Raw genomic sequence first — 15,534 nt, forward strand, 5'->3', positions numbered from 1 at the left:
GCGACGCGTGGGCTCCCCCCTTTAAGCGCCAGCGCCAATCCGGGCGCCCGGTCCACACCCGCCCGGCCATCCGCCCGGCGCAGCACATCCAGCCGGACCCGCCCCGGTAAGCTCAGGGACATGCAGGAGACAAAGCCGCCGGAGCAGCGCCGACGCGTCCGACTGGTCATTCCGAGCCGCAACGACCCCACGCTGAGGAACTTCACGGAACTGATCGGCGGACCCATGGGCCGCCGCTCTGCCCCCGGCATCGTCTCCCCCGGATTTTTCACCGTGGAACGTGTCCTGATCCTGCTGACCGTCCTGGGATCTGTCATCGGCATCCTGCTGAAGTCCTATTGCCGCAGCAACGGGTGGGAAACCCCGGGCCAGTTCTATGCGACCTGCTATTCGGATTTCCCGGAGTTGTTCAAGAACCGGGGGCTGGGCGACGGGGCCTTCCCCTTCATCACACAGGGGACGTTCTTCGAATACCCCGTCCTCATGGGCTTCATCGCCGGAGCCACGGCCCTGCTGGTGCCCGGCGAGGGCGTCTCGACCACGCGCATCCTGGCCTACTTCGACATCAACGCCGCCTTGATCCTGGCCGTCTGGATCGTCACGGTGCTCGCCACGGCACGGATGGCCCGCCGTCGGCCGTGGGACGCGGCAATGGTCGCGGTGGCCCCCGGCATGATCCTGGCCGGCACGATCAACTGGGACATGTGGGCTGTGGGGCTCCTGGCCCTGGGAATGTACTGCTTCTCCCGGAACAAACTGGTGCTGGCCGGGATCTTCATCGGCCTGGGCACGGCCACGAAGCTCTACCCGGTGCTGGTTCTTGGCGCGGTCCTGCTCCTGGCCCTGCGCACCGGGCGGATCCGCGGCGTCCTGGTCACCGCCGGCGCCGCAGCCGCCGCGTGGCTGGCGGTCAACCTCCCGGTCGCCGCCGTCAACCCGGAGGGCTGGAAATACTTCTACGATTTCACCGAGGACCGGCCCGCCGGCTACAGCTCGCCCTGGTTCGCCTACAACCTCGTCGCCGGCCGGCTGGGCTTGCTCCCCCTGCAGCCCGAGGCGATCAACACCCTGGCAATGAACCTGTTCGTGCTGGCCTGTGTGCTGATCGGTGTGCTGGCCCTGACCGCACCCCGGCGGCCCCGGCTCGCGCAGCTCACTTTCCTGATCGTTGCCGCATTTATCCTGACCAACAAGGTCTACTCACCCCAGTTCGTCATCTGGCTCATCCCGCTGCTTGCCCTCGCCCGGCCCCGTTGGCGGGACTTCCTGATCTGGCAGACCTTCGAGGCGCTGCACTGGGCGGCAGTCTGGATGTACCTCGGACAGGTGACGAGCGGCGGTGTCTCCCAGCACAATATTGATATGCCCTACTACGTCCTCGCCGTGGTCTTCCATATGGCCGCCACGGGCTACCTGATGGCGCGGGTGGCCCTGGAGATCTGGGATCCCGGCCATGACGTTGTCCGCCGGCACGGGACGGATGATCCGCAGGGCGGGCCGTTCGAAGGCCTTCCGGACCGGTTACGGGTGGATCTGCTGCGCCCCTCGGCCTCCGTGCTGCCGTGGCGAAAGGCCCCCGCAGATGCCTGATGTTGCCGTCGTCGGGTCAGGACCCAACGGGCTCGCCGCGGCGGTAACCCTGGCCCGTGCCGGGCTGAAGGTGCACGTCTACGAGGCGGCACCCGCCCCCGGGGGCGGGCTGCGTACCGCCGAGCTCATGGAGCCCGGCCACTTTCATGATGTGTGTTCGGCAGTGCACCCGATGGCCCTGGCCTCGCCGTTTTTCCGGCAGTTCGAGCTCTCGCGGCGGATCCGGCTGGAGGTGCCCGACGTCTCCTACGGCACGCCGCTCGACGGCGGCCGGGCAGCGCTGGCCTACCGCTCCCTGGAGCGGACGGTTGCGCACCTGGGGCGCGACGGCGGCGCCTTCGGACGGCTGATGGCCCCGCTGGTGCAACGGGCGGACGGCGTCGCGGACCTGACGCTAAACCAGCTGCTCCGGCTGCCGCGCGACCCGGTCGCTGCCGCCCTGTTCGGCGTCCGTGTCCTGGAGCAGGGCTCGGGGCTGTGGGGGGTGAGGTTCCGGGAGGAACTGGCGCCCGCGCTGCTGACCGGCGTCGCGGCGCACGCCGTGGCGCAACTGCCCGCCCCCGCCGCGGCCGGAGCGGGCCTGATGCTGGGGACACTGGCCCACACGGTCGGCTGGCCGGTCCCGGTCGGCGGCTCCGGGGCGATCGCGCAGGCCTTGGTGGCGGACCTTGAAGCGCACGGCGGGGCGGTGGAAACCGGGGCCAGGATCGGGTCACTGGCGGAGCTGCCCCCGGTCCGCGCCACCTTGCTGGACGTGGCGCCGCCCGGACTCCTGAGACTGGCGGACGGCAGGCTCCCCGACCGGTACCGCCGCGCCCTTGAGCAGTTCCGGTTCGGCAACGGGGCATGCAAGGTGGACTTCATCCTCTCCGGCCCGGTCCCGTGGGCAGCGTCCGGACTGGCCGACGCAGGCACAGTCCACGTCGGCGGCACCCGTGCGGAGATGGCCGAAGCCGAAAACCTCGTCGCCGCGGGGCGGCATCCGGACCGCCCCTATGTCCTGGTCTCCCAGCCCTCGCGCTTCGATTCCGGGCGGGCACCCGGCGGCCGGCACATCCTCTGGAGCTACTGCCACGTGCCGGCGGGTTCCAGCGTGGACATGGCCGAGGCAGTGATGTCCCAGCTGGAGCGCTTCGCCCCGGGATTCCGGGACCTTGTCATCAGTCTGCAGGTCACCACTGCCGCTGAGCTTGGTGCCTACAACGAGAACTACGTCGGCGGTGACTTCAGCGCCGGCCTGATGGACCTCCGGGGGATCATCCGGCGCCCCGTCCTGGGACCCGTTCCCTGGCGGACTCCCCTGCCCGGCGTGTACCTGTGTTCCTCCTCCACGCCACCCGGTCCCGGTGTGACCGGGATGCCGGGATACCACGCCGCAAGATATGCCTTGAAGGACATATTTGGTCTCGCGGTTCCGCGCCTCGGGATCTAGGACGCCCCCGCGCTCAGCCCCGGGCCGCGCTGACCGCCTGCGGGGCGGAGAGCCTGCCGTCGCGCATGCTGGCCACCGTATCCGTCATCGGGACGAATCCGGTGTCATGGGTGACCATGACCGTGGCCACCTCGAACTCGTCGGTGACCCGGCGCAGGAGTCCCACGATTGCCTCGCTCCGTTCCCGGTCAAGGGCTGCCGTGGGTTCGTCCACCAGCAGCACCGCGGGATCCCCCATCAGCGCACGGGCAATATTGACCCGTTGCCGCTGCCCTCCGGAGAGCTGGTGGGGACGCTTGCCGGCAGCGGGAGCCAGGCCAACGAGATCCAGAAGCGCTGCGGCGCGCGTGGCCGCCGCCCGCGCCGGCTTGCCGCGCAGGTGGTCGCCGATAACCAGTTGCTCCAGGGCCGTGAGGGACGGCAGCAGATTGGGCTGCTGGAAGATGATGCCGATCCTGTCGCGGCGCAGCGAGGTGCGGTCAGCTTCCGACAGGCCGCCGGCGTCGATCCCGTCGATCACCACAAGGCCCGCGGTGGGCCTGACGAGCGTGGCGGCGACGGCCAATAGAGAGGACTTGCCCGATCCGGACGGCCCCACAAGGGACAGGAACTCCCCCGGGGCCAGTTTCACGTTGACGGCATCGAGTGCCTTGAGGGTGCCGTCGCCGTCGGGGTACTGGAGGGTGACGTCGACGAGGTTGAGGGCGTTTTTCATGAGGTATGCCTTTCGGGGAATGCTGATGCGGGGGTACTAGTTGCCGCCGAGGGCCAGCAGGGGATCCACCCGGGTGATGCTGCGGACCGCCAGGGCGGCCCCGGCGAGACCGAGGACCACGATCCCCGCGATGGGCAGGAGTATGGTCTCCGCGGTCAGCAGGAACGGGGCTGCTGTGGCTGCGAGGACCCCGCCAGCCACCCCGGCGGCACCCCCGGTCACCGCACCGGCCAGCAACACCACCGCAGCCTGGACCATGGCGTCCTTGAGGACATAGCCGGAGGACGCGCCGAGGGCCTTGAGGACGGCGATATCCCGGGTGCGCTGGACGGTCCAAACGGTCAGGAACGCCACGATGACCAGGGCCGAGATGCCGTACAGGAAGGCCTGCATGAGCAGGAGGGAACCGTTTTCGCTCTTGTAGGAGCTGAGGGCCTGGAACGAACCGTCCCGGGTGGTGCTGACGGTCCCGGCCGCCGCGTTGGCGGCGTCGACATCGAGGGACTGGCCGCCGTCGGACGTGACCGCGATGACGGTCGCAGCGGCGTCCTTGCCAGTGATGTGGGCCAGCGTCCGCCAGTCGGCGAGGGTGGTCCACACAACGCCGGTATGGGAATACCACTGGTCCGGGACGACGGCGGACACGGTCAGTTCGGTGCCGCCCACCGTGGCGCGGCTCCCCGCCTGCAGCTTGAGTTCCTTGGCAAGGCTGGTGCCGACCACCACCGTTCCCTCGGCCACGGGGCCCGGCGCCAGGCCGGAGCCTTCGGTCCCGAAGACCGCGACGCTGGCCGTCCCGGACGGCGAACCGGCCGGGCCAAGAGCCTGGAAGCGGCTTTGGCTGATACCCAGCAGACCGGCGTCCGCAACACCCTCGCGGGCGGCCCAATCAGCCAATTGTGTGCGGGTGACCTCCGACTCGGTGAAGGACGCCTTGGCGCTGTCGCCGGCGGAAGCCCCGAAGACTATCTGGTCCGCCGGCAGCGCGGCGAGGGCCGACGTCGACTGGTTGCCCAGCCCGGCCGTGAGGCCGGAGAGCAGCACCAGCAGCAACGTGATGAGCGCGACGACTCCGCCCATCAGGACAAAGCGTCCTTTGGCGAAGCGGAGGTCGCGGAGAGCGAGATACATAGGAGTCCTTTTCACGGGGATTGTGGTCTTGGTTCCAGCCTCCCGCCGCGGTTCCGGTCCGGCATCGCCCGCGCGGCTGAGCCTGCAGGGCGGAGTGGTTGACCCGCCGGTCAACCAAACGGTTGATAGTGGCGCGGCGGCAGGGATTTCGGGCGGATCCGGCCCCGTCCGGCACTACGCTGAAAGCATGGATGTCAAGGTTCACAGCGCGCCGGAGGTGACCGCTACGGGCGGCCCGCCGAATGCTGCCGTGATTTTGCGCGTCCTCCGGGTGTGCCTTCACAGCGGCTTTGCCGTGCTCCTGCTCGTCGCCGTGGCGCGGCTGTTCAGCACCGGACTTCGGGGCGCGGACTGGCTCATCGTGGGCCTCGCGCTGGTTCTCGCCGCCGTCTACGTGCTGGGTACCGTCCTGGAGAAACGGCACTCCTCGGATTCGTCCCGGTTTGATCCCCGGCCATATTCGACCCTGTGGCTGGCCGCCGTCTGCCTGCTCTGGCTGCTGCTGATCTGGGCCAGCCCCGACTTCGTGTGGCTGGCCTTCCCGCTCTTTTTCCTGCAGCTGCACGTGCTGACGCTGCGGCTGGCGCTGCCGGCGATAGCCCTGAGCACCGTGCTGGTGATTGTGGCGCTCTGGTTCCACAACACCGGGGCTGACGGGGCCGCCCTGCAGTTGCCGATGGTGCTGGGACCTGCCTTCGGGGCCGCCTTTGCCGTGGTCACCGGGTTGGCCTACCGGGCGCTCTACCTGGAAGCCGAAAGCCAGCGGCTTGCCGCCGAGGAGCTGCGCCGCACCCGCACCGAACTTGCCCGCAGCCAGCATGACGCCGGCACGCTGGCCGAACGCGCCCGGCTGGCCCGCGAAATCCATGACACGCTTGCCCAGGGCTTCTCCAGCATTGTGCTGATGGGCCGTTCGGCGGAAAAGGCCCTCGACGACGGGGACACCGCTACGGCCCGCGACCGGCTCCGGACCGTCCAGGAGACGGCAGCTGCGAACCTGGCCGAGGCCCGCAACTTTGTCCGCGGCCTGCAGCCCCCCGCACTTGCGGGCGACACAGCGTTGAACACAGCGGGAAACACAGCGGACCCAGCGGGCAACGCCGCACAGCCCGCGGCGGAGGACCCCCTGGTCAACAGCCTGCGCCGGCTCTGTGAAAAGACCGAAACCGAGGCCGCCGCCCGCGGCACCCGGCTGCGGTGCCGCTTCGACCTTGAAGGAACCCCGGTGGACCTTCCCAACCCGTACCGCACCACCCTGCTTCGGGCCGCACAGGCAAGCCTTGCGAACGTGTGGGTGCACGCCAAAGCGGAGACCGCCGTCGTGACCCTGTCCTTCCTGGGCAGCGAAGTGGCGATGGATATCTACGACGACGGCGCAGGGTTCGACCCCTCGGCGGTTACGGCCCCCGCCGGCCGTCCGGACGGCTCCGGCTACGGACTGAAATCGCTCCAGGAACGGGTGGCTGCGCTGGCCGGCAGCCTGGACATCGAGTCCGCATCCGGCGAGGGAACGGTGGTGGCCATCCGGCTCCCGCTCGGGGAGTCCCCGGCACGGAACGAACCGTGAACGATATCCGTGTGTTGCTGGTCGATGACCACCCGGTGGTCCGGGCTGGACTGCGGGCCATGCTGAGCGACTTCGAAGGCATCACTGTCGCCGCGGAAGCGGCCGACGGCGGTGCAGCCCTGGCCGAGCTGTCCCGGCTCCATACCCTCGGCGAGCCGGCCGACGTCGTGCTCATGGATCTGCAGATGGGCGCCGGCATGGACGGTGTCACGGCGACCGGCAGGATCAAAGCGGGCGAGGCCGGACAGCCCGCTCCGCCGGTGCTCATCCTCACCACCTATGACTCCGACGCCGACATCCTCGCCGCCGTGGAAGCCGGGGCCAGCGGTTACATGCTCAAGGACGCGCCGCCGGAACAGATCCGCCAGGCGGTACTCTCGGCCGCGGCGGGACAGACCGCGCTGGCACCCGAAGTGGCCGCCCGGCTCATGGGCCGTATCCGCAATCCAGAACCGGTCCTGTCCGCCCGCGAGATCCAGCTGCTGGAGCTGCTCGCCACCGGCCTGGGGAACCGGGCCATCGCCAAGCAGCTCTTCATCTCCGAGGCCACGGTCAAGACCCACCTCGTGCATATTTACGGCAAGCTCGGCGTGGACAACCGCACGGCCGCGATCTCCGTGGCGACGCAGCGCAGGATCATCCGGCGCTTCTAACTCCCTTTCTCACCCGGGCCGCCGCGCTGCTGCCCAGTTACCCGTTGCCAGCGGTGTTCCCCGTTGCGGATAATCCCCGGAATTCCGCGGAACTTCATGACTCCGGGGCGGGTGCACTCCGGAGCAACCGGGCGGGAACGTCAGGCCGGGGTCGGGATATCGTGTCCTCGGCAGGCCGTATGTGACAGGGGCATTGTCAGCAGCACGGTGCATAATGGCGCGGTGGGGAACATTTCGAAACTTTCAGCTGCCCTTATTGGTTTGATTCTCGGCGCCTCGCTGGTGGCCTGCGACGACGGCAGGGCCGGTGCGCAGGACGCCGCGAAGCAGCTGGCATCCGCTGTCTCAGCGCTCGACGTCGGCTCGGTCGCCTTCGAGGGCCAGGAGTCCGGCGCGGCCAATGAGCAGCTCAAAGAGGTGTTTAAGGCACTGGACCCGCTCAAACCCTCGGTGGCGAGCGGTGAGCTGCAGCTGGAGTCCGAGACAGCCACGGTTCCGCTCAGCTACAGCTGGAAGATCGGCTCCGGGGAGTGGAAATACACCGTCTCCGCCCAGCTGAAGAAGTCCGGCGACAAATGGCTCACGGTGTGGACCCCGGAGCTGCTGGTTCCCGGCCTGGCAGCCGGCGAAGTCCTGGGCACCTCCAGCGACTCCCCGCCGCGGGCCGACATCCTCGGCGCCGGCGGCGCCAAGCTGGTCACCGAACGGCCGGTGGTGAACGTCGGCATCGACAAACCCCTGCTGGCCGCCGCCGATCCGGCGGAGTCTGCCACCCGCCTCGCCGAACTGGTGGGAGTGGACCCCGCGGCCTACGTGCAACAGGTCCAGGCGGCCGGCCCTGAGGCCTTCGTTACCGCCATCACCCTGCGCCAGGACGGCCGGACCATCACTGACGAACAGATCGCCGCAATCCCCGGGGCCCGGGCAATCGCCGATTCGCTTCCCCTCGCCCCCACCCGCACCTTCGCCCGGGCCTTGCTGGGCACTGTGGGGGAGGCCAGCGCCGAGCAGATTGAGAAATCCGGCGGCGCCCTCCTAGCAGGCGACACCACCGGCACCGGCGGGCTGCAGCAGCAGTACGACGCGCAGCTGCGGGGTACCAGCGGCACCCAGGTCTATGCCGAAAAGGCGGGACTCACCGCCGAGCAACGGCGGGCCCTGCTCAACGGCGGGCGCCGGGTCCTGTTCCAGGTCGATATGAAGGCCGGGACTCCGCTGAAAACCACCCTGGATCCCAAGCTCCAGCAGCTGGCCGAGGACACCCTGGGGAAGGTGGGCCCGGCCTCGGCCATCGTCGCCCTCCGGCCTTCCAGCGGGGCCGTCCTCGCCGCGGCCTCCGGACCGGGCAGCAACGGCTACGACACCGCGCTGCTGGGCCAGTACGCCCCCGGTTCCATCTTCAAAATCGTCGATTCCCTGGCCATGATCCGAAACGGCATGAGCCCGGATTCAACGGTTGACTGCCCGGCCACCCTGTCCGTGGACGGACGGACCTTCAAAAATGCCGAAGGCTACCCTGCCGCCTCGCTGGGTTCCGTGACGTTGCGCGACGCCTTTGCGCACTCCTGCAACACGGCGTTCATCAACGCCCGGGACAAGGTCAGCCAGGCCCAGCTGGAATCCGCCGCCACGTCCCTCGGCGTCGCCGTGGAAGCCCCCGCCCTCGGGGCCGGCGCGTTCCTCGGCTCGGTTCCGGGCGAGGCCTCGGGGACCGAGCACGCGGCCTCCATGATCGGCCAGGGGAAGGTACTGATGTCCCCGCTGGCCGCCGCCATCATGGCCGGCTCTGTCGCGAAGGGCTCCCCCGTCTCCGCGCAGCTTGTGCTGAACCCCGACGCCGGCGACGCGGCTGCAGGCACCGAAACAGCCGCCCAAGCCACCCCGTCGGAGGGCACGACGGCGTCGTCCGCCCCCGCCCCGGCAAAATCCTCCGGCACGCCGGTGACGGCAGCGGAGGCCGCCGCACTGAAGGACATGATGCGCGCGGTGGTGACCTCCGGCCATACCGGCTTCCTCGCCTCCGTCCCGGGCGCCCCGGTCGCGGCCAAAACCGGAACAGCCGAATTCGGCAAGGACAACCCGCCCAAGACGCACGCCTGGATCGTGGCCGTTCACGGGGACCTCGCGGTCGCCGTGTTCGTCGAGGAAGGCGGACTGGGCGCCACCGTCTCGGGTCCGCTGCTGAAGGAATTCCTGACGGCCGCCGGCTGACCCCTCCCTTGGGGCGGCGCCGGCCCGCCGCCACGGCCGTGGGAGGATGGAAGTGTGGCTCATATTGACGTTTCCAACATCGATTACTTCCTCTCCGACGGCACCCAGCTGCTCAACGGCGTGACCTTCAAGGTCCCGGACGGCACCAAAACCGCACTCATCGGGCCGAACGGAACCGGCAAGACCACGCTGTTCCGGATCATTTCCGGCGACCTCGTTCCCGACGAAGGCGTGATCGGCCGATCCGGCAACATGGGCATCATGCGCCAGTTCGTTGGCCAGGTACGGGACGAATCCACCGTCCGCGACCTGCTGGTCTCCGCCGCCCCGCCGGCACTGGCAGCAGCAGCCCGCGCCGTCGATGAAGCCGAACTGGCCATGATGGAGCACGACGACGAGCCCACCCAGATGAACTACGCCCAGGCGATCGTCGACTGGGGCGACGCCGGCGGGTACGACGTCGAAACGGTCTGGGACGAGGTCTGCATGGCCGCCCTCGGCCTGCCGTTCGACCGTGCGCAGCACCGCCCGGCGTCGAGCCTCTCCGGCGGCGAGCAGAAGCGCCTGGTGCTTGAGGCGCTGTTCGCCGGCCCCGACGAGCTCCTGCTCCTCGACGAGCCGGACAACTACCTCGACGTCCCCGGCAAGCGCTGGCTTGAGGCCAAGCTGAACGAGTCTAAGAAGACGGTCTTCTTCATCAGCCACGACCGCGAACTGCTCAACAACGCCGCGGGCCGCATCGTCACGTTGGAACCGGGCATCAACGGCGCCGGCGCGTGGATCCACGGCGGCGGCTTCGGCTCCTACGTGGACGCCCGCGCGGACCGGAACGCCCGCTTCGAGGAGCTCCGCAAGCGCTGGGACGAGGAGCACGTGAAGCTCAAGGAACTCGTCAACATGTACAAGAACAAGGCCGCGTTCCGCTCGGATATGGCCAACAGGTACCACGCCGCGCAGACGCGCCTGGCGAAGTTTCTCGAGGCCGGGCCGCCCGAGGCGCTGCCGATCGAGCAGAACGTGCAGATGCGGCTCAAGGGCGGCCGGACCGCCAAACGTGCCGTCGTCGCCGACAAGCTGGAGCTCACCGGGCTGATGAAGCCGTTCTCCACGGAGGTCTGGTTCGGGGACCGCGTCGGCGTGCTCGGTTCCAACGGCTCCGGCAAGAGCCACTTCCTGCGCCTGCTCGCCACCGGCGGCACCGACCCGGAGCGGGAGCACCTGCCGGTGTCCGACGTCGACATCGCCGAAGTCCCGCACGAGGGCACGGTGAAACTCGGCGCCCGGATCCGGCCCGGCTTCTTCGCCCAGACCCATGTCCGGCCCGACCTGCTGGGCAAGACCCTGCTGGAAATCCTGCACCGGGGCGACGAGCACCGGTCGGGGCTGGGTCGAGAGGCGGCGGCCGGCGCCCTGGACGGTTATGGGCTGGCATCGCAGTCGGAGCAGAAGTACGAATCCCTCTCCGGCGGGCAGCAGGCGCGGTTCCAGATCCTGCTCCTGCAGCTCTCCGGCGCAACCCTGCTGCTGCTCGACGAGCCCACGGACAACCTGGACCTGCACTCGGCCGAGGCGCTGGAGCGGGCCATCGACCACTTCGAGGGCACCGTCCTGGCCGTGACGCACGACCGCTGGTTCGCCCGGACCTTCGACCGGTTCCTGGTCTTCGGCTCCGACGGCAGGGTCTACGAATCGGCCGAGCCCGTCTGGGACGAAAAACGCGTCGAACGCGCCCGCTGACCCGACGCTCCCTCACGTCCTGCACGTTTTGCGCCGACGCTTCCTCATCTGGTGAGGGAGCGTCGGCGCTTTTCGTGCGCAAGATGCGGGAGGGTTGGGCTATTTGGGGGTCTCGCGCATGTTCTCGCAATGTCGGGGCGCTGCTGCGCAACAAATGATTAAATGATCACGCCGCGCTAGCATTTGTACATGAACACTGACGAGCGGCACCGCCGCATCGGCGAGCTGTTGCGCCACCGGGACCATGTGAGCGTCGATGAGCTGATGGCCGAATGCGGCGCCTCGGGTGCCACGATCCGGCGCGACCTGGACGTGCTGGAGCTCCACGGGGTTCTCCGCCGGGTCCATGGCGGCGCCCGGAGCCTCGTGCTGCGGGGGGAGACCCCCGAATACGGCCAACGCGAACTCGAGGACCACGCCGCCAAGGTGCGGATTGGAGCCGGGGTGGCCGCCCTGCTGAAGGACCGCGGCCACGTCTGGCTGGACAGCGGCACCACGGCCACCGAGGTGGCCCGCCAGCTGCAACAAAGGGAATTGACCCTGATGCCAATGTCGTTGCAGGCCGTTAATGCGATTGCCGCCGGCGGGCCGGCGGCCGGCCGGCGTCCCGAACTGCTGTTGCCCGGCGGGCGCCTCGTCCCCGGGGAGCTGTCCTTCCGCGGGCCCATGACGGAATCCTCCATCCGCTCGCTGCGGTTCGACACGGCCATTGTGACGCCCTGCGCACTGAACCTCCAGGACGGACTGCTGGCTCACGACCTTGAGGATGCCGCGGTGAAACGTGCCGGCGTGGAATCCGCGGGCCGGGTGATCGTCGCCTGCTCCGGAACCAAATGGAACGCCAGCGCCGTCGCGCTCGTCGCATCTCTCGATGCGGTGGACGTCCTCGTCACGGACAAGCAACTGAGCCCCGACGAACGTGCCCGGCTCACCCAACACTCGGTGGAAGTAGTGATCGTATGACCAAGACGGCAACCCGACCGCAACTCAAGGCCGCTGCCGCGGCGACCTTCCTGATTTTCGGGATCAACGGGCTCGTGTTCGCCAGTTGGGCCGCCCGGATTCCCGCGGTGACGGACATCCTGCATATTTCCTCGGGGCAGATGGGAACCCTGCTGCTGTGCGTCGCGGCGGGCTCACTGATCGCACTGCCCACCGCCGGCCACGTCGTGGGCCGCATCGGGACGGCCAATGCCGTTCGGGCCGCGGGCCTTGTCGCCGCCGTGGCCGGCGTCGGGGTGGCTCTGGCGCTGCTGGCGGAGTCCGTCCCCGGGACTGCCATCGCACTGTTCTTCTTCGGCATGGGGATCGGGCTCTGGGACGTCTCCCAGAACATAGAAGGCGCCGACGTCGAGCACAAACTCGGGCGCACCATCATGCCGCAGTTCCATGCCGCCTTCAGCGGCGGCGCGTTCCTGGGGGCCCTGATCGGAGCGGGCCTGGCAGGGCTTGGGGTGGGGCTCCCGGCGCACCTGCTGGTGATCGCCGCCATCGTCGCCGTGCTGACGCTGTTTGCGCCGCGCTACTTCCTGCCGCATACCCCGGCGCCCGCGCCGGCGGCAGGGGAAGCGCGGGAACACAAGGGCCGCTCGGCCTGGCGGGACGGACGAACACTGCTGATCGGTGTGGTGGTGCTGGGCGCGACGCTCACCGAGGGCGCCGGCAACGACTGGATCGCCAAGGCCGCGGTGGACGGCCTGGACGCCACGGAGTCCACCGGGGCCCTGCTGTTCGCTGCCTTTGTCCTGGCCATGACCGCAGTGCGCTTCTTTGGCGGCCGGGCGATCGACGCCTACGGCCGGGTGGTTGTGCTGCGTGCCAGCATGGCCGCCGCCGCCGCAGGGCTGGGACTCTTCGTACTGGCCGGCAACCTCTCGCTGGCCACCGCCGGCGCGGTGCTCTGGGGAGCGGGCGCCGCCCTCGCGTTCCCGATGGGAATGTCCGCCGCGGCCGACGACCCGAAATACGCGGCGGCCCGCGTGTCCGTGGTGTCCACGATCGGGTACGTGGCGTTCCTGGCCGGTCCGCCGTTGCTGGGCTACCTCGGTGATCTGATCGGAATCCGGCTGGCGCTGCTGGCCATCATGATTCCGATTCTAGGTGCGCTGCTGCTCGCCGGCGCCGCGAAGCCCTTGCGCGCCACGTAAGCAGGCGGCGGGCGTCTGCATTCTCCTGGATGCATATGTTCTGGAACAACAGCCAGAGCAGGAGCACCACCGGGACCGCCAGGCAAACGCTTCCCACGGTGTCCACGAGCCAGTGCGCGGACAGATAGGTGCGGCTGACCATCATGGCCAGCACTCCGAACGAAGCGATCACCCAGACCGAGGCGCGCCCCACCAGGAGGGCGACCACCGCGAGGAATGCCGCGGTGCTGGCGACGTGACCGGAGGGGAATGAGCCCGTGTCGGTCAGGACAATCGTGTTGTCCGGCCGGTCCCGCAAGATACCGGCCTTGAGGATCTGGGTGAAAATCAGGACGGCGATGCCGGCCGCCGCGGCGAAGACGGCCGTCTGGGGGCGTCTCCTCAGCAGCAGTGCCACGACCAGCAGCGCATGGAGCACCAGGACACCCCGGTAACCGGCCAGGTTAAGGAAGGCGTTGATCCCGTCCCAGAACGGGCTGCGCAGGGCGGCGATCCCGCGGGCCCAGCCGTCGTCCACGCCCTGGAAGGGCGGCAACCGCACCTCCGCCACAAGGAGTCCTCCGAGGACCACGCCGAGGGTGAGCAGGGCCGTGCTGGCCGCCAGCACGCGGCCCGTTGACAATCGCTGAGGATCCAGCACTCGGGTCATTGCCCTATCCTAGCCAACCGGGCGCCCTGGCCCGCTGGAGGCCGCTGCCGTGGAAATCTCCGGGCCGCCTGACAGCGCGGCAGCCCGTGACGGCAGTAGGGTGATCGCATGCGAAGCATGTTGCGGAAGGCGCCCGGGCGGTTCAAGAGACTCGACCGGACACTGGTAAGCGCCGTGTCCGGCCTCCCTGGCGGCAGTCATGACGATTTCTTCCGAAGGCTGTCCGCCGCGGCGAACAAGGGCAAGCTCTGGATCGGCATCGCCGCCGTGATGGCGCTCTTCCCCGGGAGGACGCGCCGGGCCGCCGTCCACGGGTTGCTGGCGCAGGCCGTCGCTTCCGCGGTCACGAACGTGGGCTTCAAGACGCTGCTGCCGCGGGCCCGTCCGCTGCCGGAGCACCTCCCGGCGTTTAGGTTTGTCCATCCCCAACCAACCAGCTCATCCATGCCCTCGGGGCATTCCGCCTCCGCCGTGGCATTCGCCTTCGGCGCCGGACTGGTGCGGCCCGGCCTTGGCGCCGCGCTGGCCCCGCTCGCGGCGGGCGTCGCCTACTCGCGTGTCCACACTGGCGCCCACTGGCCCTCGGATGTGTTCTTCGGATCGGCGATCGGCGCGGGTGCCGCCATGGTGACCCGCAAGTGGTGGCCGGTGCGGCCGCCGTTCCCCGAGGTCCGGCGGAGCGCGGTTGCAGCCGCGAAACTGCCGGAGGGTGAAGGCCTGGGCATCGCGGTCAACACGCTGGGCGGCGCCTATGCGGAGGAGACCGCGGCGGCCCTCCAGAAAGTATTCCCCAAGGCGTATATAAAGGAGATCTCCCCGGACGAGGACGTCGCGGAGGAGATCTCCCGGGTCGCCGGCCGCCCCGGGGTTGTGGCACTGGGCGTCTGGGGCGGGGACGGAACCGTCGGCACGGCGGCGGCGACCGCCGTCGAGCATTCCCTCCCGCTCCTGGTTCTACCGGGCGGGACGCTGAACCATTTCGCCCGGGACGCCGGCACTCCCACGCTGGCGGCCGCCGTCGAAGCCGCGTCCCGCGGCGAAGCGGCCCGGGCGGACCTTGGCCTGGTGGCCGTGGAGCGCGGACTGCCGGACAGCCCCGAAGTGCTCCACCTGGCCATGCTCAACACGGCGAGCATCGGCCTCTACCCGAACCTGGTGCGCCGGCGCGAACTGCTGCAGCCTGCGCTCGGCAAACCCGTGGCCGGCGTCGTTGCGATGTTCCGGACCTTTGCCGCCGGAACACCCACCACCCTGGTGGTCGACGGGGTGCGGCACAAACTCTGGATCCTGTACGTCGGGCGCGGACGGTACTACCCCCGCGACCATGCCCCGCTGGTGCGCCCGGTCCTGGATGACGGCGTCTTCGACCTCAGGCTCATCACCGCGGATGAATCATTCGCCAGGCTCCGGCTGCTGTGGTCCGTGCTGACAGGAACGGTCGCCACGTCCCGGATCACACACCTGAGCGAACGCAGCAGCATCCGGGTGGAACCGGGCGATACATCCATGGTCCTTGCGGTGGACGGCGAGGTCATGCCGGGGGTGCGTGGCGTCGAGTTCTCGGTCCTGCCCGGCGCCCTGACGTACTACTCGCCGGCATCCTGACACCCGGACGCCGTCATCCTCCTTCCGGACTACCCTGAGTCGACCCTGAATCATCCCTGAGACCGGCGAAATCGGTCCTTCGCCTCGGTAGCGTGGT

At 69.2% G+C, this 15,534-nt stretch carries 12 protein-coding genes; 9 read left to right on the forward strand and 3 right to left on the reverse strand.

The window, feature by feature from the left end:
* Positions 1-120: 120 nt before the first annotated feature.
* Both AC6EUH_RS10190 and AC6EUH_RS10195 read left to right on the forward strand, forming a co-directional pair.
* Complete coding sequence (locus AC6EUH_RS10190) at positions 121-1,590, forward strand: glycosyltransferase family 87 protein (RefSeq protein WP_499738540.1); 1,470 nt, start codon at positions 121-123, stop codon at positions 1,588-1,590.
* A complete protein-coding gene (locus AC6EUH_RS10195; protein ID WP_056428775.1) occupies positions 1,583-3,022 on the forward strand; it encodes a phytoene desaturase family protein in 1,440 nt (479 codons plus the stop codon). The genes AC6EUH_RS10190 and AC6EUH_RS10195 overlap by 8 nt, the downstream gene beginning before the upstream one ends.
* Before the next feature lie 13 nt (positions 3,023-3,035).
* Here AC6EUH_RS10195 and AC6EUH_RS10200 read toward each other — a convergent pair whose 3' ends face one another.
* Positions 3,036-3,737, reverse strand: a complete 702-nt coding sequence (locus tag AC6EUH_RS10200; protein WP_056428778.1) for an ABC transporter ATP-binding protein — start codon at positions 3,735-3,737, stop codon at positions 3,036-3,038.
* Between the two features lie 36 nt (positions 3,738-3,773).
* Complete coding sequence (locus AC6EUH_RS10205) at positions 3,774-4,868, reverse strand: ABC transporter permease (RefSeq protein ID WP_499738541.1); 1,095 nt, start codon at positions 4,866-4,868, stop codon at positions 3,774-3,776.
* Positions 4,869-5,055: 187 nt separating this feature from the next.
* Between AC6EUH_RS10205 and AC6EUH_RS10210 the strand changes: the two genes are divergently transcribed.
* From AC6EUH_RS10210 to AC6EUH_RS10235, 6 genes are all read left to right on the forward strand, one after another.
* Positions 5,056-6,435, forward strand: a complete 1,380-nt coding sequence (locus tag AC6EUH_RS10210; RefSeq protein WP_499738542.1) for a sensor histidine kinase — start codon at positions 5,056-5,058, stop codon at positions 6,433-6,435.
* On the forward strand, positions 6,432-7,088 hold the full coding sequence (locus tag AC6EUH_RS10215) for a response regulator (RefSeq protein WP_499738543.1): 657 nt from the start codon (positions 6,432-6,434) through the stop codon (positions 7,086-7,088). Before AC6EUH_RS10210 ends, AC6EUH_RS10215 begins: the two co-directional genes overlap by 4 nt.
* 222 nt (positions 7,089-7,310) lie before the next feature.
* Complete coding sequence (locus AC6EUH_RS10220; RefSeq protein WP_056428790.1) at positions 7,311-9,299, forward strand: penicillin-binding transpeptidase domain-containing protein; 1,989 nt, start codon at positions 7,311-7,313, stop codon at positions 9,297-9,299.
* 54 nt (positions 9,300-9,353) lie between these two features.
* Positions 9,354-11,036 (forward strand): ABC-F family ATP-binding cassette domain-containing protein, encoded by a 1,683-nt coding sequence (locus AC6EUH_RS10225; protein WP_056428793.1) that lies wholly within the window; start codon positions 9,354-9,356, stop codon positions 11,034-11,036.
* A 189-nt stretch (positions 11,037-11,225) separates the two neighbouring features.
* Positions 11,226-11,999 carry a DeoR/GlpR family DNA-binding transcription regulator gene (locus AC6EUH_RS10230; protein ID WP_499738544.1) on the forward strand — a complete coding sequence of 258 codons (774 nt, stop codon included), beginning with the start codon at positions 11,226-11,228 and terminating at the stop codon, positions 11,997-11,999.
* Positions 11,996-13,183 (forward strand): MFS transporter, encoded by a 1,188-nt coding sequence (locus AC6EUH_RS10235; protein WP_499738545.1) that lies wholly within the window; start codon positions 11,996-11,998, stop codon positions 13,181-13,183. Before AC6EUH_RS10230 ends, AC6EUH_RS10235 begins: the two co-directional genes overlap by 4 nt.
* Here AC6EUH_RS10235 and AC6EUH_RS10240 read toward each other — a convergent pair.
* Positions 13,119-13,832: a phosphatase PAP2 family protein gene (locus AC6EUH_RS10240; protein WP_499738546.1), complete on the reverse strand. Its 714-nt coding sequence runs from the start codon at positions 13,830-13,832 to the stop codon at positions 13,119-13,121. The two genes, AC6EUH_RS10235 and AC6EUH_RS10240, sit on opposite strands and share 65 nt — an antisense overlap.
* A gap of 108 nt (positions 13,833-13,940) precedes the next feature.
* Here AC6EUH_RS10240 and AC6EUH_RS10245 point away from each other — a divergent pair, with 108 nt between their 5' ends.
* Entirely contained in the window at positions 13,941-15,437 is a 1,497-nt protein-coding gene (locus AC6EUH_RS10245; protein ID WP_499738547.1) for a bifunctional phosphatase PAP2/diacylglycerol kinase family protein, read from the forward strand.
* Positions 15,438-15,534 lie beyond the last annotated feature (97 nt).

Source organism: Arthrobacter sp. 001422645 (assembly GCF_059816125.1).